The 20,667-nt window shown below is 67.6% G+C and carries 22 protein-coding genes and 1 tRNA gene; 21 read left to right on the top strand and 2 right to left on the bottom strand.

From position 1 onward, the window contains the following. Positions 1–8 precede the first annotated feature (8 nt). The 21 genes from tpiA to EZ242_RS02520 all read left to right on the top strand — a co-directional run bounded on the left by tpiA (position 9) and on the right by EZ242_RS02520 (position 19,049). Complete coding sequence (gene tpiA, locus EZ242_RS02420) at positions 9–764, top strand: triose-phosphate isomerase (RefSeq protein WP_135283506.1); 756 nt, start codon at positions 9–11, stop codon at positions 762–764. Positions 765–792: 28 nt separating this feature from the next. Beyond that, positions 793–1,227: a preprotein translocase subunit SecG gene (gene secG, locus EZ242_RS02425; RefSeq protein ID WP_135283507.1), complete on the top strand. Its 435-nt coding sequence runs from the start codon at positions 793–795 to the stop codon at positions 1,225–1,227. A gap of 155 nt (positions 1,228–1,382) precedes the next feature. Further along, a tRNA-Leu gene (locus EZ242_RS02430) sits at positions 1,383–1,467 on the top strand. Positions 1,468–1,526: 59 nt separating this feature from the next. Beyond that, positions 1,527–1,898 carry an NADH-quinone oxidoreductase subunit A gene (locus tag EZ242_RS02435; RefSeq protein ID WP_135283508.1) on the top strand — a complete coding sequence of 124 codons (372 nt, stop codon included), beginning with the start codon at positions 1,527–1,529 and terminating at the stop codon, positions 1,896–1,898. 54 nt (positions 1,899–1,952) lie between these two features. Then, positions 1,953–2,432 (top strand): NuoB/complex I 20 kDa subunit family protein, encoded by a 480-nt coding sequence (locus EZ242_RS02440; protein WP_135283509.1) that lies wholly within the window; start codon positions 1,953–1,955, stop codon positions 2,430–2,432. 10 nt (positions 2,433–2,442) lie between these two features. After that, entirely contained in the window at positions 2,443–3,057 is a 615-nt protein-coding gene (locus EZ242_RS02445) for an NADH-quinone oxidoreductase subunit C (RefSeq protein WP_135283510.1), read from the top strand. A 3-nt stretch (positions 3,058–3,060) separates the two neighbouring features. Beyond that, on the top strand, positions 3,061–4,314 hold the full coding sequence (locus EZ242_RS02450) for an NADH-quinone oxidoreductase subunit D (protein ID WP_135283511.1): 1,254 nt from the start codon (positions 3,061–3,063) through the stop codon (positions 4,312–4,314). Between the two features lie 141 nt (positions 4,315–4,455). Then, the gene (nuoE, locus tag EZ242_RS02455; RefSeq protein ID WP_240786982.1) at positions 4,456–4,932 is read left to right on the top strand and encodes an NADH-quinone oxidoreductase subunit NuoE; all 477 of its coding nucleotides are present in this window, start codon (positions 4,456–4,458) and stop codon (positions 4,930–4,932) included. Next, entirely contained in the window at positions 4,929–6,308 is a 1,380-nt protein-coding gene (gene nuoF / locus EZ242_RS02460) for an NADH-quinone oxidoreductase subunit NuoF (protein ID WP_135283513.1), read from the top strand. The genes nuoE and nuoF overlap by 4 nt, the downstream gene beginning before the upstream one ends. 18 nt (positions 6,309–6,326) lie before the next feature. Then, positions 6,327–8,543: an NADH-quinone oxidoreductase subunit NuoG gene (gene nuoG, locus EZ242_RS02465; RefSeq protein WP_135283514.1), complete on the top strand. Its 2,217-nt coding sequence runs from the start codon at positions 6,327–6,329 to the stop codon at positions 8,541–8,543. Continuing rightward, positions 8,540–9,631 carry an NADH-quinone oxidoreductase subunit NuoH gene (nuoH, locus tag EZ242_RS02470; RefSeq protein ID WP_135283515.1) on the top strand — a complete coding sequence of 364 codons (1,092 nt, stop codon included), beginning with the start codon at positions 8,540–8,542 and terminating at the stop codon, positions 9,629–9,631. The genes nuoG and nuoH overlap by 4 nt, the downstream gene beginning before the upstream one ends. Positions 9,632–9,657: 26 nt before the next feature. Beyond that, positions 9,658–10,176 carry an NADH-quinone oxidoreductase subunit NuoI gene (gene nuoI, locus EZ242_RS02475; protein WP_135283516.1) on the top strand — a complete coding sequence of 173 codons (519 nt, stop codon included), beginning with the start codon at positions 9,658–9,660 and terminating at the stop codon, positions 10,174–10,176. A 26-nt stretch (positions 10,177–10,202) separates the two neighbouring features. Then, a complete protein-coding gene (locus EZ242_RS02480) occupies positions 10,203–10,862 on the top strand; it encodes an NADH-quinone oxidoreductase subunit J (RefSeq protein ID WP_135283517.1) in 660 nt (219 codons plus the stop codon). Further along, a complete protein-coding gene (gene nuoK, locus EZ242_RS02485) occupies positions 10,859–11,167 on the top strand; it encodes an NADH-quinone oxidoreductase subunit NuoK (RefSeq protein ID WP_135283518.1) in 309 nt (102 codons plus the stop codon). The genes EZ242_RS02480 and nuoK overlap by 4 nt, the downstream gene beginning before the upstream one ends. Before the next feature lie 37 nt (positions 11,168–11,204). Next, entirely contained in the window at positions 11,205–13,274 is a 2,070-nt protein-coding gene (gene nuoL, locus EZ242_RS02490; RefSeq protein ID WP_135283519.1) for an NADH-quinone oxidoreductase subunit L, read from the top strand. 13 nt (positions 13,275–13,287) lie between these two features. After that, complete coding sequence (locus tag EZ242_RS02495) at positions 13,288–14,763, top strand: NADH-quinone oxidoreductase subunit M (protein WP_135283520.1); 1,476 nt, start codon at positions 13,288–13,290, stop codon at positions 14,761–14,763. A 19-nt stretch (positions 14,764–14,782) separates the two neighbouring features. Further along, entirely contained in the window at positions 14,783–16,270 is a 1,488-nt protein-coding gene (gene nuoN / locus EZ242_RS02500) for an NADH-quinone oxidoreductase subunit NuoN (protein WP_135283521.1), read from the top strand. 19 nt (positions 16,271–16,289) lie between these two features. Next, a complete protein-coding gene (locus tag EZ242_RS02505; protein WP_135283522.1) occupies positions 16,290–16,592 on the top strand; it encodes a DUF2818 family protein in 303 nt (100 codons plus the stop codon). A gap of 165 nt (positions 16,593–16,757) precedes the next feature. Next, a complete protein-coding gene (locus EZ242_RS02510) occupies positions 16,758–17,345 on the top strand; it encodes an NUDIX domain-containing protein (protein WP_135283523.1) in 588 nt (195 codons plus the stop codon). Continuing rightward, the gene (locus EZ242_RS02515) at positions 17,342–17,788 is read left to right on the top strand and encodes a DUF1178 family protein (RefSeq protein ID WP_135283524.1); all 447 of its coding nucleotides are present in this window, start codon (positions 17,342–17,344) and stop codon (positions 17,786–17,788) included. The genes EZ242_RS02510 and EZ242_RS02515 overlap by 4 nt, the downstream gene beginning before the upstream one ends. 247 nt (positions 17,789–18,035) lie before the next feature. Then, entirely contained in the window at positions 18,036–19,049 is a 1,014-nt protein-coding gene (locus EZ242_RS02520) for a TerC family protein (protein WP_135283525.1), read from the top strand. A 181-nt stretch (positions 19,050–19,230) separates the two neighbouring features. Here EZ242_RS02520 and tolA read toward each other — a convergent pair whose 3' ends face one another. After that, the gene (gene tolA, locus EZ242_RS02525) at positions 19,231–20,244 is read right to left on the bottom strand and encodes a cell envelope integrity protein TolA (RefSeq protein WP_135283526.1); all 1,014 of its coding nucleotides are present in this window, start codon (positions 20,242–20,244) and stop codon (positions 19,231–19,233) included. Continuing rightward, positions 20,241–20,666, bottom strand: coding sequence for an ExbD/TolR family protein (locus EZ242_RS02530; RefSeq protein WP_135283527.1), 426 nt, complete (start codon positions 20,664–20,666; stop codon positions 20,241–20,243). Before EZ242_RS02530 ends, tolA begins: the two co-directional genes overlap by 4 nt. Between the last annotated feature and the right edge of the window lies 1 nt (position 20,667).

The following is a 20,667-nucleotide window of genomic DNA, read 5'->3' on the forward strand; positions in this document are numbered from 1 at the left end:
GAGGACCCATGAAGAAGAAACTCATCGCCGGCAACTGGAAGATGAACGGCAGCATCGAGGCCAACGACCGCCTCGTGCGCGATGTCGTGGGCGGCCTGCCCGAGGGCGGCTGCCAGGTGGCGGTCTGCGTGCCGGCGCCGTACCTGGCGCAGGTGCAGATGCTGCGCCACCACAGCGCCCTGGAGCTGGGCGCGCAGGACGTGTCGGCGCACGAGCAGGGCGCCTTCACGGGCGAAGTGTCCGCGCTCATGCTCAAGGAATTCGGCGTGCGCTATGCCATCGTGGGCCACTCCGAGCGGCGCCAGTACCACGGCGAGTCCGACACCCTGGTGGCCGAGAAGGCCCGCGCGGCGCTCGCGCACGGCATCACGCCCATCGTGTGCCTGGGCGAGACGCTGCAGGAGCGCGAGGCCGGCCGCACGGAAGAAGTGGTCAAGCGCCAGCTGGCCGCCGTGATCCACCTCAACGGGCACTGCATCAGCGAGATCGTGGTGGCCTACGAACCGGTCTGGGCCATCGGCACCGGCCGCACCGCCACGCCCGAGCAGGCGCAGCAGGTGCATGCGGTCCTGCGTGCCCAGCTGCATGCCGCCACGCCGCACAGCGAGCGCGTGCACATCCTCTACGGCGGCAGCATGAACGCGGCCAACGCGGCCAGCCTGCTGGCCCAGCCGGACATCGACGGCGGTCTCATCGGCGGCGCCTCGCTGAAGTCCGCCGACTTCCTGCAGATCATCTCGGCGGCAAGCGCCGCACGCGCCTGAACGGCCTTCCCATCCAAGCGACTCTTTCATGAACTTCCTCTTCACTGCCATCCTGGCAATCCAGCTGCTCTCGGCCCTGGCCATGATCGGGCTCATCCTCATCCAGCACGGCAAGGGCGCCGACATGGGCGCGGCCTTCGGCAGCGGCGGCTCGGGCAGCCTGTTCGGCGCCAGCGGCAGCGCGAACTTCCTCTCGCGCACCACCGCCGTGCTCGCCACGGTCTTCTTCATCTGCACCCTGGGGCTGGCCTATTTCGGCGGGGCGCGCCCGGTGGATTCGGGCAGCGTGCTCGAGCGTTCCCAGGCCGTGCCGCCGGCCGCCCCGGCGCCTGCCGCCCCGCCCACGGGCGCGGCCCAGATTCCGGGGACGACCGCACCCGCTCCCGTGCCGGGTGCACCCGCGCCTGCCGCACCCGGCGCGCCTGCCGGCTCGGGCGGAGCCGGGCAGATCCCGACCCGCTGATCCCTGCGAAATTCTTGGCGCTGCAGCCCGGGATGCGCCACCGTTTCAGGGTAAACTCTGAGGCTGTCTGGCAAGGCAGGAAATACAAGAAGAGCAGCTGATTCGGTCAGCGGATCAAAGCCTCTTGAGCGCCTTGCGTGAGACAGCTCAAAACCGCCGTCGTGGTGAAATTGGTAGACACGCTATCTTGAGGGGGTAGTGGCGAAAGCTGTGCGAGTTCGAGTCTCGCCGACGGCACCAACACAAAGGACAGGCCCGTGGCATAGCCACGGGCCTGATTCCGTGACCCGGGCGCCAAGATGAACCTAGAACAGTACCTCCCCGTCCTCTTGTTCATTCTCGTGGGCATCGGCGTCGGGGTCGTTCCGCAGTTGCTCGGTCATCTCTTCGCCCGCGGTGCGGGCTTCCACAAGCCCGACGCGGCCAAGTACTCGGCCTACGAATGCGGCTTCGAGGCCTTCGAGAACGCACGCATGAAGTTCGACGTGCGCTACTACCTCGTCGCCATCCTCTTCATCCTGTTCGACCTCGAGATCGCCTTCCTCTTCCCCTGGGCCGTGGCGCTGCACGACATCGGTCCCGTGGGCTTCTGGGCCATGATGGTCTTCCTTCTCATCCTCGTGGTCGGCTTCGTCTACGAGTGGAAGAAGGGCGCGCTCGACTGGGAATAAGCGGCACGGCGCGCGCCAACGTCGCGTGCGCCCGGTTCCGCACGGGAAACAAACATGGCAACTCAAGGCTTTACCGACAAGGGCTTCGTGACCACCACGGTGGACACGGTCATCAACTGGGCCAAGACCGGCTCGCTCTGGCCCATGACCTTCGGCCTGGCGTGCTGCGCCGTGGAGATGATGCACGCGGGCGCGGCCCGCTACGACATCGACCGCTTCGGCATGCTGTTCCGGCCCAGCCCGCGCCAGTCCGACCTCATGATCGTGGCGGGCACGCTGTGCAACAAGATGGCGCCGGCCCTGCGCCGCGTGTACGACCAGATGCCCGAGCCGCGCTGGGTCCTCTCCATGGGCTCCTGCGCCAACGGCGGCGGCTACTACCACTACAGCTATTCGGTCGTGCGCGGCTGCGACCGCATCGTGCCCGTGGACGTGTACGTGCCGGGCTGCCCGCCCACGGCCGAGGCCCTGCTGTACGGGATCATCCAGCTGCAGCAGAAGATCCGCCGCACGCAGACCATCGCCCGGGCGTGAAGGACATCGCATGACGACCACGCCCTTCGCCATCGACCCCCAGGCGCTGCACCAGACCCTCACCGACACCCTGGGCCCCCTGGCCAAGCGGGTCGAGCTCGCACTGGGGGAAGTCAGCGTGCTCGTCACGCCCGAGAACTACCTGAAGGCCGCCGCCATGCTGCGCGACGCGCCCGGCTGCCAGTTCGAGCAGCTCGTCGACCTGTGTGGGGTGGACTACTCGGAGTACCGCAATGGCGCGTGGGACGGTCCGCGCTACGCCGTCGTCGTCCACCTGCTGTCGGTGAGCCTGAACCAGCGCGTACGGCTGAAGGTCTTCGCGGCTGACGACGAGCTCCCGGTGGTGGACTCCCTGATGAACGTCTGGGCGTCCGTGAACTGGTTCGAACGTGAGGCCTTCGACCTGTTCGGCATCGTCTTCGAAGGCCACCCCGACCTGCGCCGCATCCTCACCGACTACGGCTTCATCGGCCACCCGTTCCGCAAGGATTTCCCGGTCTCCGGCGAAGTCGAGATGCGCTACGACCCCGAGCGCCAGCGCGTGATCTACCAGCCCGTGACCATCGAGCCGCGCGAGATCACCCCGCGGATCATCCGCGAGGACAACTACGGGCTGAGGAATTGAGCGATGGCTGAGATCAAGAACTACACGTTGAACTTCGGCCCGCAGCACCCGGCTGCCCACGGCGTGCTGCGCCTGGTGCTGGAACTGGACGGCGAAGTGATCCAGCGGGCCGACCCGCACATCGGCCTGCTGCACCGCGCCACCGAGAAGCTGGCCGAGACCAAGACCTACATCCAGTCGCTGCCCTACATGGACCGGCTGGATTACGTCTCGATGATGTGCAACGAGCACGCCTACTGCCTGGCCATCGAGAAGCTCCTCGGCCTGGAAGTGCCGATCCGTGCCCAGTACATCCGCGTCATGTTCGCGGAGATCACGCGCCTCATGAACCACCTGCTGTGGCTCGGCGCGCACGGCCTGGACATCGGTGCGATGAACATGCTGATCTACTGCTTCCGCGAGCGGGAAGACCTGTTCGACATGTACGAGGCGGTCTCCGGCGCGCGCATGCACGCGGCCTACTTCCGCCCGGGCGGGGTCTATCGGGACCTTCCGGACAGCATGCCGCAGTACAAGGTCAGCAAGATCAAGAACGAGCGGGCCATCCGCGAGCTCAATGCCGACCGCCAGGGTTCGCTGCTCGATTTCATCGAGGCCTTCACGCGCCGCTTCCCCGGCTACGTGGACGAGTACGAGACCCTGCTCACCGACAACCGCATCTGGAAGCAGCGCACCGTGGGCGTGGGCGTGGTCACGCCCGAACGCGCGCTCAACCTGGGCTTCACCGGGCCCATGCTGCGCGGCAGCGGCATCGCCTGGGACCTGCGCAAGACGCAGCCCTACGAGGTGTACGAGCACCTGGACTTCGACATCCCCGTGGGCAAGACCGGCGACTGCTACGACCGCTACCTGGTGCGCGTGCAGGAGATGCGCGAGTCCAACCGCCTCATCCAGCAGTGCGTGGCCTGGCTGCGCGCCAACCCCGGCCCGGTCATCACCGACAACCACAAGGTGGCCCCACCCGACCGCGAGTCGATGAAGGCCAACATGGAAGAACTGATCCACCACTTCAAGCTGTTCTCGGAGGGCTTCCGCGTCCCCGAGGGCGAAGCGTACGCGGCGGTGGAGCACCCCAAGGGCGAGTTCGGCATCTACATCGTGAGCGACGGCGCCAACAAGCCTTATCGCCTGAAGATCCGCGCCCCGGGCTTCCCGCACCTCGCGGCGCTCGACGAGATGGGCCGCGGCCACATGATTGCCGACGCGGTGGCCATCATCGGAACGATGGACATCGTCTTCGGAGAAATTGACCGATGAAGGCTCCCCCCCGAAGCGCCTTCGGCGCTCCCCCCTCAAGGGGGCGCCACCAGCGGCCCGGCAAAGCCGGTTCCGCGGTGGCCCTGAACCATGCAATGGAGCCATGTCGTGGCTGAAGTTTCTTACGTCCTTTCCGCGGCCATGCGTGCCCGCTTCGACCGTGAAGTCGCCAAGTACCCGCCCGAGCAGCGGCAGTCCGCCGTCATGGCCTGCCTGGCCATCGTGCAGCAGCAGGAGGGCCACGTGAGCCCCGAGAGCGAGAAGGCCGTGGCCGAGTACCTGGGCCTTCCGCCCATCGCGGTGCACGAGGTCACGACCTTCTACAACATGTACAACCAGCGGCCGGTCGGCCGCTACAAGTTCAACGTCTGCACCAACCTGCCGTGCCAGCTGCGCGGCGGCGGCCACGCGCTGCACCACCTGGAGCAGCGCCTGGGCATCGCCATGGGCGAGACCACGGCCGACGGCGTCTTCACGCTGCAGCAGTCCGAATGCCTGGGCGCCTGCGCCGACGCGCCGGTCATGCTGGTGAACGACCGCACCATGTGCAGCTTCATGAGCAACGACAAGCTCGACCAGCTGGTCGAGGGCTTGAAGAACACGGAGCCGGCCCGATGAACGCAGACCAAGTGCTCGCGCAGTTCCAGGCCACCGGGGTGCAGACCTGCTTCCATGGCCGCCATATCGAGCCCCAGATCTATGCGGGCCTGGACGGCACCAACTGGCGCCTGGCCGACTATGAAGCGCGCGGCGGCTACCAGGCGCTGCGCAAGATCCTGGGCAAGGACGGGGGCGAGCCCCTCACCCAGGACCAGGTGATCGCGACGGTGAAGGAAAGTGCCCTGCGCGGACGCGGTGGCGCGGGCTTCCCCACGGGCCTGAAGTGGAGCTTCATGCCGCGCCAGTTTCCGGGGCAGAAGTACCTGGTGTGCAACTCCGACGAGGGCGAGCCCGGCACCTGCAAGGACCGGGACATCCTGCACTACAACCCGCACATCGTGATCGAGGGCATGGCCATCGCCGCCTACGCGATGGGCATCTCCGTGGGCTACAACTACATCCACGGCGAGATCTTCCAGACCTACGAGCGCTTCGAGGAAGCGCTGGAAGAGGCGAGGGCGGCGGGCCTGCTGGGCGACAAGATCCTGGGCAGCAACTTCAGCTTCCAGCTGCATGCCTTCCATGGCTTCGGCGCCTACATCTGCGGCGAGGAAACCGCGCTGCTGGAATCGCTGGAAGGCAAGAAGGGGCAGCCCCGCTTCAAGCCGCCGTTCCCGGCCAGCTTCGGCCTGTACGGCAAGCCCACCACCATCAACAACACCGAAACTTTCGCGGCGGTGCCCTGGATCATCCGCAACGGCGGCCAGGCCTACCTGGAGCGCGGCAAGCCGAACAACGGCGGCACCAAGATCTTCTCGGTCTCCGGCGACGTGGAGCTGCCCGGCAACTACGAGATCCCCCTGGGCACGCCCTTCTCGAAGCTGCTGGAGCTTTGCGGCGGGGTGCGCGGCGGCCGCAAGCTCAAGGCCGTGATCCCGGGTGGGTCGTCCGCGCCGGTGCTGCCGGCCGAGATCATGATGGGCTGCACCATGGACTACGACTCCATCGCCAAAGCGGGCTCCATGCTCGGCTCCGGCGCGGTGATCGTCATGGACGAGACGCGCGACATGGTGGAAAGCCTGCTGCGCCTGTCCTACTTCTACATGCACGAGTCCTGCGGCCAGTGCACGCCCTGCCGCGAAGGCACGGGCTGGCTGTGGCGCGTGGTGGACCGCATCCACAACGGCCACGGCAAGCCCTCGGACATCGAGCTGCTCAACTCGGTGGCCGACAACATCCAGGGCCGCACCATCTGCGCGCTCGGCGACGCGGCGGCCATGCCGGTGCGGGCCATGATCAAGCACTTCCGGCACGAGTTCGAGGCCAAGATCGCGCGCCCGAACCTGCCCACCTCGGACGGCCAGGTCCCGGTGCCCGCCGGCGCCCGCGGCTGATCCCGAAAGCACGACAACATGGTTGAAATCGAACTCGACGGAAAGAAGGTGGAGATCGCCGAAGGCAGCATGGTCATGCATGCGGCCGAGAAGGCGGGCACCTACGTCCCGCATTTCTGCTACCACAAGAAGCTCTCCATCGCGGCCAACTGCCGCATGTGCCTCGTGGATGTGGAGAAGGCGCCCAAGCCCATGCCCGCCTGCGCCACGCCGGTGACCAACGGCATGATCGTGCGCACCCGCAGCGACAAGGCCGTGAAGGCGCAGCAGTCGGTGATGGAGTTCCTCCTGATCAATCACCCGCTGGACTGCCCCATCTGCGACCAGGGCGGCGAATGCCAGCTGCAGGACCTGGCCGTGGGCTACGGCGGCTCCGCCTCGCGCTACGAGGAAGAAAAGCGCGTGGTGCTGCACAAGGACGTGGGCCCGCTCATCTCCATGGAGGAGATGAGCCGCTGCATCCACTGCACCCGCTGCGTGCGCTTCGGCCAGGAAGTGGCCGGCGTGATGGAGCTGGGCATGATCCACCGCGGCGAGCACTCGGAGATCACCACCGTGCTGAACGACACCGTGGATTCGGAAGTCTCCGGCAACATGATCGATTTGTGCCCGGTCGGCGCGCTCACCAGCAAGCCCTTCCGCTACAGCGCCCGCAACTGGGAACTCTCGCGCCGCAAGAGCGTGAGCCCGCACGACTCCACCGGTGCCAACCTGATCGTGCAGGTCAAGAGCCACAAGGTCATGCGCGTGCTGCCGCTGGAGAACGAGGCGGTCAACGAGTGCTGGCTGGCCGACCGCGACCGCTTCTCCTACGAAGCCCTGGACGGTCCCGACCGGCTCACCGCCCCCATGCTCAAGCAGGGCGGCGAGTGGAAGACGGTGGACTGGCAGACCGCGCTGGAATACGTGGCCAACGGCCTCAAGCAGATCAAGGCCGACCACGGCGCGGCCAGCATCGGCGCGCTGGTGAGCCCGCACAGCACCGTGGAAGAACTGTTCCTCGCCGGCGCGCTGGTGCGCGGCCTGGGCAGCGAGAACATCGACCACCGCCTGCGCCATGCGGAGTTCGCTCAAGCCGAGGGCGTGCGCTGGCTGGGAATGCCCATCGCCGCGCTGTCCGAGCTGCAGCGCGTGCTGGTGGTCGGCTCCAACCTGCGCAAGGACCACCCGCTCTTTTCGCTGCGCGTGCGTGCGGCCACGCGCAAGGGTGCGCAGGTCAGCGTGGTGCACGATTCGGACGAGGACTGGGCGATGGCGCTGCAGGCCCGGGCCGTGGTGCCGGCTGGCCGGTGGGCGCAGGCGCTCGGGGCCATCGCGCTGGCGGTGGCGCAGGAGAAGGGCGTCTCGCCGCCACCTTCCGTTCGCCCTGAGCTTGTCGAAGGGCTTCGACAGGCTCGGCCCGAACGGGTGGGGGCTCAGTCCGAACGGACAGCGTCCGATCCGTGGGTGGCGATCGCCAAGTCGCTCCTCTCCGGCGAGCGCAAGGCCATCCTCCTGGGCAATGCCGCCGCGCACCACGCCAAGGCCGGCTCGCTGCTGGCGCTGGCGCAGTGGATCGGCGAGCACACCGGCGCGGCCGTGGGCTACCTCACCGAGGCCGCCAACACCGTCGGTGCCCAGCTGGTCAAGGCCGTGCCGGGGCAGGGCGGCCTGACCGCCGGCCAGATGCTCGCCCCCGGCGCGCTCAAGGCGGCCCTGCTGCTGAACACCGAGCCGGCCTTCGACGCCGCCGGCGGCACGGCCGCCGCGCAGGCGCTGGGCCAGGCCGAGATGGTCGTCACGCTCAGTCCCTTCAAGGCCAACCGCGACATCAGCGACGTTCTGCTGCCGATCGCACCCTTCAGCGAAACGCCCGGCACCTTCGTCAACGCCGAAGGGCGCGTGCAGAGCTTCCACGCCGTGGTCAAGCCCCTGGCCGAGACCCGGCCCGGCTGGAAGGTGCTGCGCGTGCTGGGCAATCTGCTGGGCCTGCCGGGCTTCGACTTCGAGTCCGCGCAGGACGTGCTCGTCGCCGCGCGCGGCAGCGAGGACCTGTCGCAGGAATTCGTGCGGGCAGAGCACCTGGACAACCGCACGGCGGCCGCCATCGACCTGGCCGAAGCGCCCGGTCGCCCGGCTACGGCGTCCATCTACCAGCTCGATTCCCTCGTGCGCCGCGCGCCCTCGCTGCAGCTCACGGCCGACGCGCGGGCCGCGCGGGCCGCGGCCGGCCAGGCCGAGGAGGTGGGCGCATGATCAACGAGCTGTACCTCTTCGGCCAAGGCCTGCTCGCCGCGCCCTGGTGGACCACCGTGGGCTGGCCGGTGGTCTGGAACCTGATCAAGATCATCGCCCTGGTGCTGCCGCTCATGGGCGCGGTGGCCTACCTCACGCTCTGGGAGCGCAAGGCCATCGGCTTCACGCAGATCCGCGTCGGCCCCAACCGCATCGGCCCGCTCGGCCTGCTGCAGCCGATCGCGGACGCGCTCAAGCTGCTGACCAAGGAAATCATCATTCCCACGGCGGCCAACAAGGGGCTGTTCCTGCTCGGGCCGATCATGACCATCATGCCGGCGCTGGTCGCCTGGGTGGTGATCCCCTTCGGCCCCGAGGCGGCGCTGGCCAACATCAACGCCGGCCTGCTGTTCCTGCTGGCGATCACCTCGCTGGAGGTCTATGGCGTGGTGATCGCGGGCTGGGCGTCCAACTCCAAGTACGCCTTCCTGGGCGCGCTGCGCGCCTCGGCGCAGATCGTGAGCTACGAGATCGCCATGGGCTTCTGCATGGTGGTCGTGCTCATGGTCTCGGGCACGCTGAACATGACGCAGATCGTGCTGGGCCAGGACCGCGGCACCTTCGCCGCCATGGGCCTGAACTTCCTCTCCTGGAACTGGCTGCCGCTGCTGCCGATCTTCGTGGTCTATTTCATCTCGGGCCTGGCCGAGACCAACCGCCACCCCTTCGACGTGGTGGAAGGCGAATCGGAGATCGTCGCCGGCCACATGATCGAGTACTCGGGCATGAGCTTCGCCATGTTCTTCCTGGCCGAGTACGCCAACATGTGGCTGGTGTCCATCCTGGGCGTCACGCTGTTCCTGGGCGGCTGGCTGCCCCCCATCGACGCGCCCATCCTCAACGCCATTCCCGGCTGGATCTGGCTGGGCATCAAGACCTTCATGGTCGTCACCGTGTTCCTGTGGGTGCGCTCGACGTTCCCGCGCTACCGCTACGACCAGATCATGCGCCTGGGCTGGAAGATCTTCATCCCGGTGACGCTGGTGTGGCTGGTCGTGGTCGGCCTGTGGATGCAGACGCCCTACAACATCTGGAAGCCGCTGCCCTGAGCCCCGGGGCTTCGACGCTAAACACTATGTCAACGCAAACCGCTGAACGTCCGTCCGCGTTTTCGCTCAAGGACTTCCTCTCCAGCTTCATGCTGATCGAGCTGTTCAAGGGCATGGCCATCACCGGCAAGTACGCCTTCAGCCGCAAGATCACCGTGCAGTTCCCGGAGGAGAAGACGCCGCTGAGTCCGCGCTTTCGCGGCCTGCACGCGCTGCGCCGCTACGAGAACGGCGAGGAGCGCTGCATCGCCTGCAAGCTGTGCGAGGCGGTGTGCCCGGCGCTGGCCATCACCATCGAGTCCGACCAGCGCGCCGACGGCACCCGCCGCACCACGCGCTACGACATCGACCTGACCAAGTGCATCTTCTGCGGCTTCTGCGAGGAAAGCTGCCCGGTCGATTCCATCGTGGAGACCAACATCCTCGAATACCACGGCGAGAAGCGCGGCGACCTGTACTTCACCAAGGACATGCTGCTGGCCGTGGGCGACCGCTACGAGGCCGAGATCGCGGCCAACAGGGCCGCGGACGCCCGCTACCGCTGACGCGCACCAAGCACGCAAGAACAACCATGGACGTCAAGACCGGTCTCTTCTATCTCTTCTCCGCGGTGCTGCTGTTCGCAGCCTTCCGCGTCATCACGGCCAAGAACCCCGTGTACGCCGCCCTCTACCTGGTCCTGGCGTTCTCGCAGGCCGCGGCGGTGTGGCTGATGCTGCAGGCGGAGTTCCTCGCCATCACGCTGGTGCTGGTGTACGTGGGCGCGGTGATGGTGCTGTTCCTGTTCGTGGTGATGATGCTGGACATCGACATGGACCGCCTGCGCGGCGGCTTCTGGAAGCACTTCCCGCTGGCCGGCATCATCGGCGCCGTCATCGCGCTGGAGATGGCGGCCGTGCTGATGGGGGGCTTTCGCATCGGCGAGGAGGGCCGCATCGCCGCCGGCGCGGCCGTGGCTGCCGCACCGGACTATTCCAACACCCGCGAGCTGGGCAAGCTGCTGTATTCCGAGTACCTGTACCCGCTGGAGGTGGCGGCGGTCATCCTGCTGGTGGCCATCGTCGCGGCCATCGCGCTGACGCTGCGCCAGCGCAAGGACTCGCGCGCCTACGACCCGGCCCAGGCCGTGCGCGTGAAGGCCAGCGACCGCCTGCGCATCGTCAAGGTGGCGCCCACCGTCGCGGCGCCGCCCCCGCCCCCCGAGACCCCCGCCCCGGAGGCCAAGGCATGACGCTCACGCTCGGACACTACCTCACGCTGGGCGCGATGCTGTTCGCGCTGTCGGTGGTCGGCATCTTCCTGAACCGCCGCAATCTGATCGTGCTGCTCATGGCCATCGAGCTCATGCTGCTGGCCGTCAACATGAACTTCGTCGCCTTCTCCTACTACCTGGGCGACATGCACGGGCAGGTGTTCGTGTTCTTCATCCTCACCGTCGCGGCGGCGGAGTCGGCCATCGGACTGGCCATCCTGGTGCTGCTGTTCCGCAATAAGTCGAACATCAACGTCGAAGAACTGAACACCCTCAAGGGCTAAGCAGCGCACCCGCGCGCCTGCCCATTCCAAGAAGAACATGAGCCAGACCCTTTCTGCATCGACCCTGCTCGCCGCTGCGCTGGCCCCGCTGGCCGGCGCCGTGCTCGCGGGGATCTTCGGTACCACCTTCGGCGGCAACTGGTTCGGACGGCGGCTGTCGCACAGCCTCACCATCCTGGGCGTGCTGGTGGCCTTCATCCTCTCGGCCATGACGCTGCGCAGCGTCGCGGTCGATGGCGCCCGCTTCAACGAGACCATCTACGAATGGATGGTCGTCGGCGGCCTGCGCATGGAGATCGGCTTCATGGTCGATGGCCTCACGGCCATGATGATGTGCGTGGTGACCTTCGTGTCCCTCATGGTGCACATCTACACCATCGGCTACATGGAGGAGGACGAGGGCTACAACCGCTTCTTCGCGTACATCTCGCTCTTCACCTTCGCGATGATGATGCTCGTGATGAGCAACAACTTCCTGCAGCTGTTCTTCGGCTGGGAAGCGGTGGGCCTGGTCTCCTACCTGCTGATCGGGTTCTGGTACAACAAGCCGAGCGCCATCTTCGCCAACCTCAAGGCCTTCCTGGTCAACCGCGTCGGCGACTTCGGCTTCATCCTGGGCATCGGCCTCATTGCCGCCTACGCCGGCACCCTCAACTACACCGAGGTGTTCGCCCGCGTGCCGGAGCTGGCGCGCCTGGGCTTTCCCGGCACCGAGTGGATGCTGATCACCGTCATCTGCATCTGCCTGTTCATCGGCGCCATGGGCAAGAGCGCGCAGTTCCCGCTGCACGTGTGGCTGCCCGACTCCATGGAAGGCCCCACGCCCATCTCGGCCCTGATCCACGCGGCCACCATGGTGACGGCCGGCATCTTCATGGTCGCGCGCATGTCGCCGCTTTTCGAGCAGAGCGACACGGCCCTGAACTTCGTGCTCGTTATCGGCGCCATCACCGCGCTCTTCATGGGCTTCCTGGGCATCATCCAGAACGACATCAAGCGCGTGGTGGCCTATTCCACGCTCTCGCAGCTGGGCTACATGACCGTGGCCCTGGGCGTGTCGGCCTACTCGGTCGCGGTGTTCCACCTCATGACGCACGCCTTCTTCAAGGCCCTGCTGTTCCTGGGCGCCGGCTCCGTGATCATGGGCGTGCACCACAACCAGGACATCCGCTGGATGGGCGGCCTGCGCAAGTACATGGGGATCACCTGGATCACTTCGCTGCTGGGGTCGCTGGCGCTGATCGGAACGCCGTTCTTCTCGGGCTTCTACTCCAAGGACAGCATCATCGAGGCGGCCCACTTCAGCAACCTGCCGGCTGCGGGCTTCGCCTACTTCGCGGTGCTGGCCGGGGTGTTCGTCACCGCCTTCTATTCCTTCCGGATGTACTTCCTCGTCTTCCACGGCAAGGAGCGCTACGACCAGAACCCGGACGCGCACCACGCCCACTTCTCGGACGAGGAGCCCGACGTCTCCCACAAGGACCACGACCACGGCCACGCCGCGCACGACAAGCCGCACGAGTCGCCCTGGGTGGTGACGGTGCCGCTGCTGCTGCTGGCGATCCCTTCGGTGGTCATCGGCTACTTCACGCTCGGGCCGGTCGTCCACGGCGACTTCCTGAAGGACGCCATCTTCGTGGATGCCGCCCGCCATCCGGCCATGGCGCGCCTGTCCGAGATCTGGCACGGGCCGGTGGCCATGGCGCTGCACGGCGTCCAGACGGCGCCCTTCTGGCTGGCGCTGGCCGGCGTGGTCCTCGCCTGGTACATGTACCTGGTCAATCCCGCGCTGCCCGCGGCCATCAAGGCGCGCGTGGGGCCGCTGTACCGGTTGCTGGACAACAAGTACTACATGGACTGGATCAACGAGAACATCCTCGCCCGCGGGGCTCGTGGTCTGGGCATCGCGCTGTGGAAGGGCGGGGACCAGGCCGTGATCGACGGTGCGGCCGTCAACGGCAGTGCCCGCCTGGTGGGTGCCTTCGCCGCCGTCACGCGGCGGCTGCAGACGGGTTACCTCTATCACTACGCGCTGGCGATGATCGTCGGCCTGTTCGTCCTGCTGACGTGGTTCGTCGCACCGTGGTCGGCCTGGCTGGGCAACTAGGAGAAGAAGAAAAATGGGTTTGCTAAGCCTTGCGATCTGGACCCCGATCGCCTTCGGCGCCGCCTTGCTGGCGCTGGGCCGTGACGAGCAGGCGCGCGCCGTGCGCTGGATCGCGCTGATCGGATCGGTCCTCGGGTTCCTGGTCACGCTGCCGCTGTACGCGCGCTTCGACAACAGCACGGCCGCCATGCAGTTCGTCGAGAGCGCGCCCTGGATCGACCGCTTCAACATCAACTACACGCTGGGCGTCGATGGCCTGTCGCTGTGGTTCGTGCTGCTCACGGCCTTCATCACGGTCATCGTGGTGATCTCCGCCTGGGAGGCCATCACCGAGCGCGTCAACCAGTACATGGGCGCGTTCCTGATCCTCTCGGGCCTGATGATCGGCGTCTTCAGCGCGCTGGACGCGATGCTGTTCTACGTCTTCTTCGAGGCCACGCTGATCCCGATGTACCTGATCATCGGCATCTGGGGCGGCCCGCGGAAGATCTACGCCGCCTTCAAGTTCTTCCTGTACACGCTGCTCGGCTCGCTGCTGATGCTGGTGGCGCTCATCTACCTGTTCTGGGCGGCCGGCGGCAGCTTCGACATCCTGGCCTGGCACCGCCTGCCGCTGCCCGCGGGCGTGCAGACGCTGCTGTTCTTCGCCTTCTTCGCGGCCTTCGCGGTGAAGGTGCCCATGTGGCCGGTGCATACCTGGCTGCCCGACGTTCACGTTGAAGCGCCCACCGGCGGCTCCGCGGTGCTGGCGGCCATCATGCTCAAGCTCGGGGCCTACGGCTTCCTGCGCTTTTCCATGCCCATCGCGCCCGATGCGGCGCGCGAGTGGGCCTGGCTGATGATCGCGCTGTCGCTGGTGGCGGTGATCTACGTGGGCCTGGTGGCCATGGTGCAGCAGGACATGAAGAAGCTGGTGGCCTATTCGTCGGTGGCGCACATGGGCTTCGTCACGCTGGGCTTCTTCATCTTCAACCCGCTCGGCGTGGCCGGCGGGCTGGTGCAGATGATCGCCCACGGCTTCGTCTCGGGCGCCATGTTCCTGTGCATCGGCGTGCTGTACGACCGGGTGCACTCGCGCGAGATCGCAAGCTACGGCGGGGTGGTCAACACCATGCCGAACTTCACCGCTTTCGCGCTGCTCTTCGCCATGGCCAACTGCGGCCTGCCGGCCACCGCCGGCTTCGTGGGCGAGTGGATGGTGATCCTGGGCGCCACGCAGGCGCACTTCGGCCTGGGTCTGGCGGCCGCGACGGCGCTGATCTTCGGAGCGGCCTACACGCTGTGGATGTTCAAGCGCGTCTACCTCGGCCCGGTGGTCAACGACGACGTGCGCCAGCTCACGGACATCAACAGCCGCGAGTTCCTCATGCTGGGCGCGCTGGCCATCGCCGTGCTGTACATGGGCATCTATCCCAAGCCCTTCACCGACGTGATGAACGTCTCCGTCTCGGAACTGCTGCGCCATGTGGCCGCGTCCAAGTTGAACTGACCCCCAGGCGGCCCCTTCCATGCTGGACACACTGAGCCTCTACGTCGTCGCGCCCGAAATCCTGCTGCTGGTGATGGCCTGCGTCATCGCCATGGTGGACCTGGGCGTCAAAAGCCGCCTGCGCGGCCTCACCTACTGGCTGAGCCTGGGCACGTTGGCCGTGGTCACCTGGCTGTGCGTGGAGTTCGCCCTCACGGGCGGCAGCCTCTACGGCTTCGGCGGCATGGTCGTGAGCGACCCGATGGGCAACTGGCTCAAGGCCTTCTCGGCCCTGGCCGTGCTGGTCACGCTGGTGTACGGCCGCCCCTATGCGGCCGAGCGCGACATGCTGCGCGGCGGCGAGCTCTTCACGCTCTCGCTGTTCTCGCTGCTGGGCATCTTCGTGATGATCTCCGGCAGCAACTTCCTGGCGATCTACCTGGGGCTGGAGCTGCTCACGCTTTCCAGCTATGCCCTGGTGGCCCTGCGCCGCGACCACGAGCGCGCCACCGAGGCGGCCATGAAGTACTTCGTGCTGGGCGCCATGGCCTCGGGCTTCCTGCTCTATGGCATCTCCATGCTGTACGGCGCCACCGGGTCCCTGGACATCTCGCGCGTGTTCGAGGCCATCGCGAGCGGCCGCATCCGCCATGACGTGCTGGTCTTCGGGCTGGTGTTCATCGTCGCGGGCCTGGCCTTCAAGCTCGGGGCGGTGCCCTTCCACATGTGGGTGCCGGACGTGTACCAGGGCGCGCCCACGGCCGTCACGCTGATGATCGGCGCGGCGCCCGAACTCGCCGCCTTCGCCATCGCCATCCGCCTGCTGGTGGAAGGCCTCCTGCCGCTGGCCATCGACTGGCAGCAGATGCTGATGGTGCTGTCCGTCGCCTCGCTGCTGGTGGGCAACCTGGCCGCCATCGCGCAGACCAACCTCAAGCGCATGCTGGCCTACTCCACCATCTCGCAGATGGGCTTCGTGCTGCTGGGCCTGACGGCCGGCTTCGTCGGCGGCAGCCTGGCCAACGCCTACAACGCCTACAGCGCGTCCATGTTCTACGTGGTGACCTATGTGCTCACCACGCTGGCGACCTTCGGCATCATCCTGCTGCTGGCGCGCGAGGGCTTCGAGAGCGAGGAAATCGCCGACCTCGCGGGCCTGAACCAGCGCAGCCCGCTCTACGCCGGCATCATGGCCATCTGCATGTTCTCGCTGGCCGGCATCCCGCCGCTGGTGGGCTTCTACGCCAAGCTCACGGTGCTGCAGGCGCTGGTGGCCTCGGGCGAGGGGCTGTACATCGGCCTGGCCGTCTTCGCGGTGCTGGCATCGCTCATCGGCGCCTTCTACTACCTGCGCGTGGTCAAGGTCATGTACTTCGACGCGCCGCTGACCGCCACCCGCGTGACGGCGCCGGGCCATGTGCGGGCCGTGCTCTCGCTCAACGGCGCGCTGGTGCTGGTCCTGGGCATCCTGCCCGGCGGGCTCATGGCGCTGTGCGGCGAAGCGGTCGTGCGCACGCTGGCCGGTTGAACGCCGTGCGTGGCATGCCATGACGCAGACCGCGTCGATCTGGCTGGTGATCGTGCTCGCCCTGCTGGCGGCCAACCTGCCGTTCTTCACCGAGCGCCTGTTCGGGCTGGTCCGGCTGCATGGCCCCAAGGGGCTGGGCCTGCGCGTGCTGGAGCTGCTGGTGCTGTACTTCCTTGTCGGCGGGGTCGCCCTGCTGCTGGAGCGCCGGGCCGGACAGATCGCGCCGCAGGGCTGGGAGTTCTACGCCATCACGGGCTCCCTGTTCCTCACGCTGGCATTCCCCGGCTTCGTCTGGCGCTACCTCTACAAGCACCGGCATTGAACGAGTCCCCCCCGAAGCGCCTGCGGCGGGCCCCCTCGGGCATTCGCCCTCTCCCCCCGAGGGGGCGCCACCAGCGGCCCGGCAAAGCCGGTTCCGCGGTGGCCCGCGAATGGCACCCCCGCTGGCTCGTGCGTCCTGGGTGTGCATCTGTGATGGAGAAGTGAGATGGAGGTTGATCCGCACCTGACCGAGCGCACCGTGCAGACCGAGGAACTGCTGCGCGGCAGCTTCCTGCACGTGGTCCGCGACACCGTGCGGCTGCCTGACGGGGGCACCGCCACACGCGAGTACGTGCGCCATCCGGGCGCCGTGATGATGGTGCCGCTGCTGGAGGACGGGCGCGTGGTGCTGGAGCGCCAGTGGCGCCACCCGGTGGGCCAGGTGATGACCGAGTTCCCGGCCGGCAAGCTCTCGCCGGGCGAAGAACCGCTGGCCTGCGCACGACGCGAGCTGCTGGAGGAGACCGGCTACACCGCCCGCGAGTGGGCGAGGGCGGGGCGGCTGCATCCCTGCATCGGCTACTCGGACGAGTTCATCGAGATCTGGTTCGCCCGCGGCCTCAAGCCCGGACGCCCGCAGCTCGACGACGAGGAGTTCGTGGAGGTCATCAGCGCCACGCCGGACGAGCTGCTGGCCTGGTGCCGCGACGGCCGCGTCACCGACGCCAAGACCCTCACCGGCGCCCTGTGGCTGCGCGAAGTTCTGTCGGGGGCTTGGGTTCTGGACTGGCAGGCACAATCTGCACCGTCATGAAGGTGCTCAACCTGCAATGCGCCGCCAGCCACGTGTTCGAGGGCTGGTTCGGCTCCGAGGACGACTTCCAGGACCAGCGCGCGCGCGGCCTGGTGGAGTGCCCGCTGTGCGGTGACGCGCAGGTGAGCAAGCTCCCCAGCGCGCCGCGCCTGAACCTGGGCGCCACGCCGCCCGCGGCGCCTGCCGCCCGCCAGGACATGGCGAGCGTCACGCCCGCCGCCCTGCAGGCCGCCTACCTCCAGGCGGTGCGCCAGGTCCTCGCTTCCACCGAGGACGTCGGCGAGCGCTTCGCCGAGGAAGCCCGCCGCATGCACCACGGCGAGACCGAAGAACGCGGCATCCGCGGGCAAGCCACGCCCGCCGAAGCCCAGGCCTTGCTGGAAGAAGGCGTCCCCGTGCTCCCCCTGGCGATCCCCAAGGCGCTCAAGGAGCCGCTGCAGTAGGGCAGGCCCTTTTTGTCGCCGCCTGCCACGGCGGCGGCTTGCTGCGCTAGAATCCGCCGGCCTCCGAAGGGGAGTAGCGCTGGTGAAGGCTCATGGCCTTCCCTGCTGCGGCGCCGTCAATACGAAGTCCCTGGGTTCGCCCAGGTTTCCGGTGCCGCAGGACGCCTGGCTGCAATGGCCTGGCGCTCGCGAGACCGACGGGCAAATCCCCAAACCCGCCGGCTCGCCGGTTCTTCGGAAAGCAACCATGTCCATCGGTACCCCGCTGATGTGGAGCGTGTTCGCCATCTTCGTGGTGGTCGCGCTTCTCATCGACTTCTTCGCGCTCAGCAAACAGGGCGCGCACAGCGTGTCCATGAAGGAGGCCGGCATCTGGTCCCTGATCTGGGTCGCCGTGTCCTTCGTGTTCGTCGGCCTGCTCTGGTGGTACCTGGGCGGCCTGTCCACCGACCCCGCGCGCGAGGCGCTGGCCAACGGCAAGGCGCTGGAGTTCATCACCGGCTACCTGGTGGAGAAAGCGCTGGCGGTGGACAACATCTTCGTCTTCCTGATGCTGTTCACCTACTTCGGCGTGCCGGCGGCCTACCAGAAGCGGGTGCTGATGATCGGCATCCTGGGTGCCCTGGTGCTGCGCGCGGGCATGATCCTGGTGGGCGCCTGGCTGGTCACGCAGTTCCACTGGGTGCTCTACGTCTTCGGCGCCTTCCTGGTGTTCACCGGCTTCAAGATGTGGTGGGCCGCCGGCCAGGAACCCGACCTGGAGAACAACCCGGCGCTGCGCTGGATCAACAAGCGCATGAAGATCGCTCCTGGCTACGACGGCGAGCGCTTCTTCACCATGGTCAACGGCGTGCGCATGGCCACGCCGCTCTTCGTGGTCATCCTGCTGATCGGCGTGGTGGACGTGATCTTCGCGGTGGATTCCATCCCGGCCATTTTCGCCATCACGACCGACCCCTTCATCGTGCTCACCTCCAACGTCTTCGCCATCCTGGGCCTGCGAGCGATGTACTTCCTGCTGGCGGGGATGCACGAGAAGTTCCACCTGCTGTCCTACGGCCTGGCCATCGTGCTGGTGTTCATCGGCACCAAGATGCTGCTGATCGACATCTACAAGATCCCCGTGGCCTGGTCGCTGGGCGTGACGGTGGTGGTGCTGGCCGCGACCATGCTGCTATCGCTGCGGATCCCGGCCAAGGAGGGGGCGGCGATGGGCGGCGCGTACCCGTTCCCGGCCAAGCATCGCGAGTCGGAGCACTGACGCAGCGCGGCGCAAACTCCCTCCCCCTTTGGGGGAGGGCAGGGGTGGGGGCCACGCGCGCCAGTGGTGCCGCTTCCCACAAGCCCCCATCCCAGCCTTCCCCCGGAGGGGGAAGGAGATCAGTCCGACCGAACGACGCGAGCCTCGTCCAGGCAGCCCCCGCCTTGGCGAGTGACTTCCTTCACCCCTTGGGCCGGAACTCGATGATCAGCGGGCTGTGCACCCGCCCGTTCTCGTCGCGCGGCAGGGTCTGCGTGCGGTCGAGGGCGCGCAGCACGGCTTCGTCCCAGGACTTGCTGCCGCTCGCCTTGGTGATGCGGCGAGCCGTGATGGTGCCGTCCGGCGCCATGCGCACCTCCACCTCGGCACTCGGGTTGCCCGCCACGTCGTCGGTGAAGACGATGTTGGGCTTGACCCGGGCGCGGATGCGGCCGGCGTAGCTTTGCGAGGGGCCGGCCGAGCGTTCGGCCGTGCCGGTGTCGCCGGGGCCGCCCGTGGCGCCGGCCAGGCCCTGGATCCGGCGCATCTGCTCCTCGCGGATCTGCTCCAGGCGCTTGGCCTCCTGCTGCTCGCGCTCGCGTGCCTGGCGCTCGGCGACCTCGCGCTTGCGTTCGGCTTCGCGGCGCTGTTGCTCCGCCAGCTCGCGCTTGCGTTCCTCGGCCTTCTTCTGCTCGGCCAGCTCCTTGCGGCGCGCCTCGGCCTTCTCGGCCTCCAGGCGCTCCTGCTTTTCTCGCTCGGCCTTCTCGGCGGCCAGCTTGCGCTGGCGCTCGCGCTCAGCTTCGGCCTCGCGGCGCTTGGCCTCGGCCAGTTCGGCCTGGCGCTTCTCCTCGGCTTCCTGCTGGCGTCGGCGCTCCGCGGCCAGGCGTTCCTTTTCCTGCTGAAGCGCGATGTCGGCCTCGGACGGGCGCGGCGCGGGCGGCGGCGGGGCCGGGGGGGGCGGCGCGGGTGCGGGGGGCGGCGCAGGCGGCGGCGGTGGCGGCTCGATGGGCTTGGGCGCGGCCTGCTGCGGCGTCGGCGCCCACAGTTCGGCCTCGGCCACCACGGTGGCGTCGTGGCGCCAGTTCACGCCCCAGGTGAGCGCGCCGATCAGGGCCAGGTGCACGAGCACCGCCAGGCTGATGGAACGGGCCCGGCCGGGCGGTGGAGGAGGAGCGTAGCGGTCGCTGGGGGCTGTCACGGAGGGCGGGTTCCTCATGGAGCGAGCTGGACCGACAGGCCCACGCGCTGGACCCCCGCGCGCTGCAGGGTGTCCATGACCTTGACCACGACTTCGTAGCGCACGCTGCGGTCGGCGCTGATGACCACCGCGGTGCTGCCCGCCGGCTTGCCGGTCTGCGCGCGCAGCACGGCGTCGCGCACCTCGCCCAGGGCGAGGGTCTGCTTCTGCGCGTCCACGCGCAGCTCCAGGCTTTCGTCCTTGCCGACGACGATCTCGATCTTCTCGTCGGGCTGTCGGTTGGCGTTGCCGATGGAGGGCAGGTCGATGGTGCTGGGCGTGATCAGCGGCGCCGTGACCATGAAGATGATCAGCAGCACCAGCATCACGTCGATGAAGGGGACCATGTTGATCTCGTTCATCGCGCGCCGGCCGCGGCCACGGGAGGCGACGTTCGGCATG

Origin of the sequence: Ramlibacter rhizophilus, from assembly GCF_004681965.1 — a bacterium.
GTDB lineage: Bacteria > Pseudomonadota > Gammaproteobacteria > Burkholderiales > Burkholderiaceae_C > Ramlibacter > Ramlibacter rhizophilus.

Excerpts from the sequence above, each read along its gene's own strand:
- tpiA (WP_135283506.1), top strand. The coding sequence starts at position 9 with ATGAAGAAGAAACTCATCGCCGGCAACTGGAAGATGAACGGCAGCATC.
- secG (WP_135283507.1), top strand. The coding sequence starts at position 793 with ATGAACTTCCTCTTCACTGCCATCCTGGCAATCCAGCTGCTCTCGGCC.
- EZ242_RS02435 (WP_135283508.1), top strand. The coding sequence starts at position 1,527 with ATGAACCTAGAACAGTACCTCCCCGTCCTCTTGTTCATTCTCGTGGGC.
- EZ242_RS02440 (WP_135283509.1), top strand. The coding sequence starts at position 1,953 with ATGGCAACTCAAGGCTTTACCGACAAGGGCTTCGTGACCACCACGGTG.
- EZ242_RS02445 (WP_135283510.1), top strand. The coding sequence starts at position 2,443 with ATGACGACCACGCCCTTCGCCATCGACCCCCAGGCGCTGCACCAGACC.
- EZ242_RS02450 (WP_135283511.1), top strand. The coding sequence starts at position 3,061 with ATGGCTGAGATCAAGAACTACACGTTGAACTTCGGCCCGCAGCACCCG.
- nuoE (WP_240786982.1), top strand. The coding sequence starts at position 4,456 with ATGCGTGCCCGCTTCGACCGTGAAGTCGCCAAGTACCCGCCCGAGCAG.
- nuoF (WP_135283513.1), top strand. The coding sequence starts at position 4,929 with ATGAACGCAGACCAAGTGCTCGCGCAGTTCCAGGCCACCGGGGTGCAG.
- nuoG (WP_135283514.1), top strand. The coding sequence starts at position 6,327 with ATGGTTGAAATCGAACTCGACGGAAAGAAGGTGGAGATCGCCGAAGGC.
- nuoH (WP_135283515.1), top strand. The coding sequence starts at position 8,540 with ATGATCAACGAGCTGTACCTCTTCGGCCAAGGCCTGCTCGCCGCGCCC.
- nuoI (WP_135283516.1), top strand. The coding sequence starts at position 9,658 with ATGTCAACGCAAACCGCTGAACGTCCGTCCGCGTTTTCGCTCAAGGAC.
- EZ242_RS02480 (WP_135283517.1), top strand. The coding sequence starts at position 10,203 with ATGGACGTCAAGACCGGTCTCTTCTATCTCTTCTCCGCGGTGCTGCTG.
- nuoK (WP_135283518.1), top strand. The coding sequence starts at position 10,859 with ATGACGCTCACGCTCGGACACTACCTCACGCTGGGCGCGATGCTGTTC.
- nuoL (WP_135283519.1), top strand. The coding sequence starts at position 11,205 with ATGAGCCAGACCCTTTCTGCATCGACCCTGCTCGCCGCTGCGCTGGCC.
- EZ242_RS02495 (WP_135283520.1), top strand. The coding sequence starts at position 13,288 with ATGGGTTTGCTAAGCCTTGCGATCTGGACCCCGATCGCCTTCGGCGCC.
- nuoN (WP_135283521.1), top strand. The coding sequence starts at position 14,783 with ATGCTGGACACACTGAGCCTCTACGTCGTCGCGCCCGAAATCCTGCTG.
- EZ242_RS02505 (WP_135283522.1), top strand. The coding sequence starts at position 16,290 with ATGACGCAGACCGCGTCGATCTGGCTGGTGATCGTGCTCGCCCTGCTG.
- EZ242_RS02510 (WP_135283523.1), top strand. The coding sequence starts at position 16,758 with ATGGAGGTTGATCCGCACCTGACCGAGCGCACCGTGCAGACCGAGGAA.
- EZ242_RS02515 (WP_135283524.1), top strand. The coding sequence starts at position 17,342 with ATGAAGGTGCTCAACCTGCAATGCGCCGCCAGCCACGTGTTCGAGGGC.
- EZ242_RS02520 (WP_135283525.1), top strand. The coding sequence starts at position 18,036 with ATGTCCATCGGTACCCCGCTGATGTGGAGCGTGTTCGCCATCTTCGTG.
- tolA (WP_135283526.1), bottom strand. The coding sequence starts at position 20,244 with ATGAGGAACCCGCCCTCCGTGACAGCCCCCAGCGACCGCTACGCTCCT.
- EZ242_RS02530 (WP_135283527.1), bottom strand. The coding sequence starts at position 20,666 with ATGCCGAACGTCGCCTCCCGTGGCCGCGGCCGGCGCGCGATGAACGAG.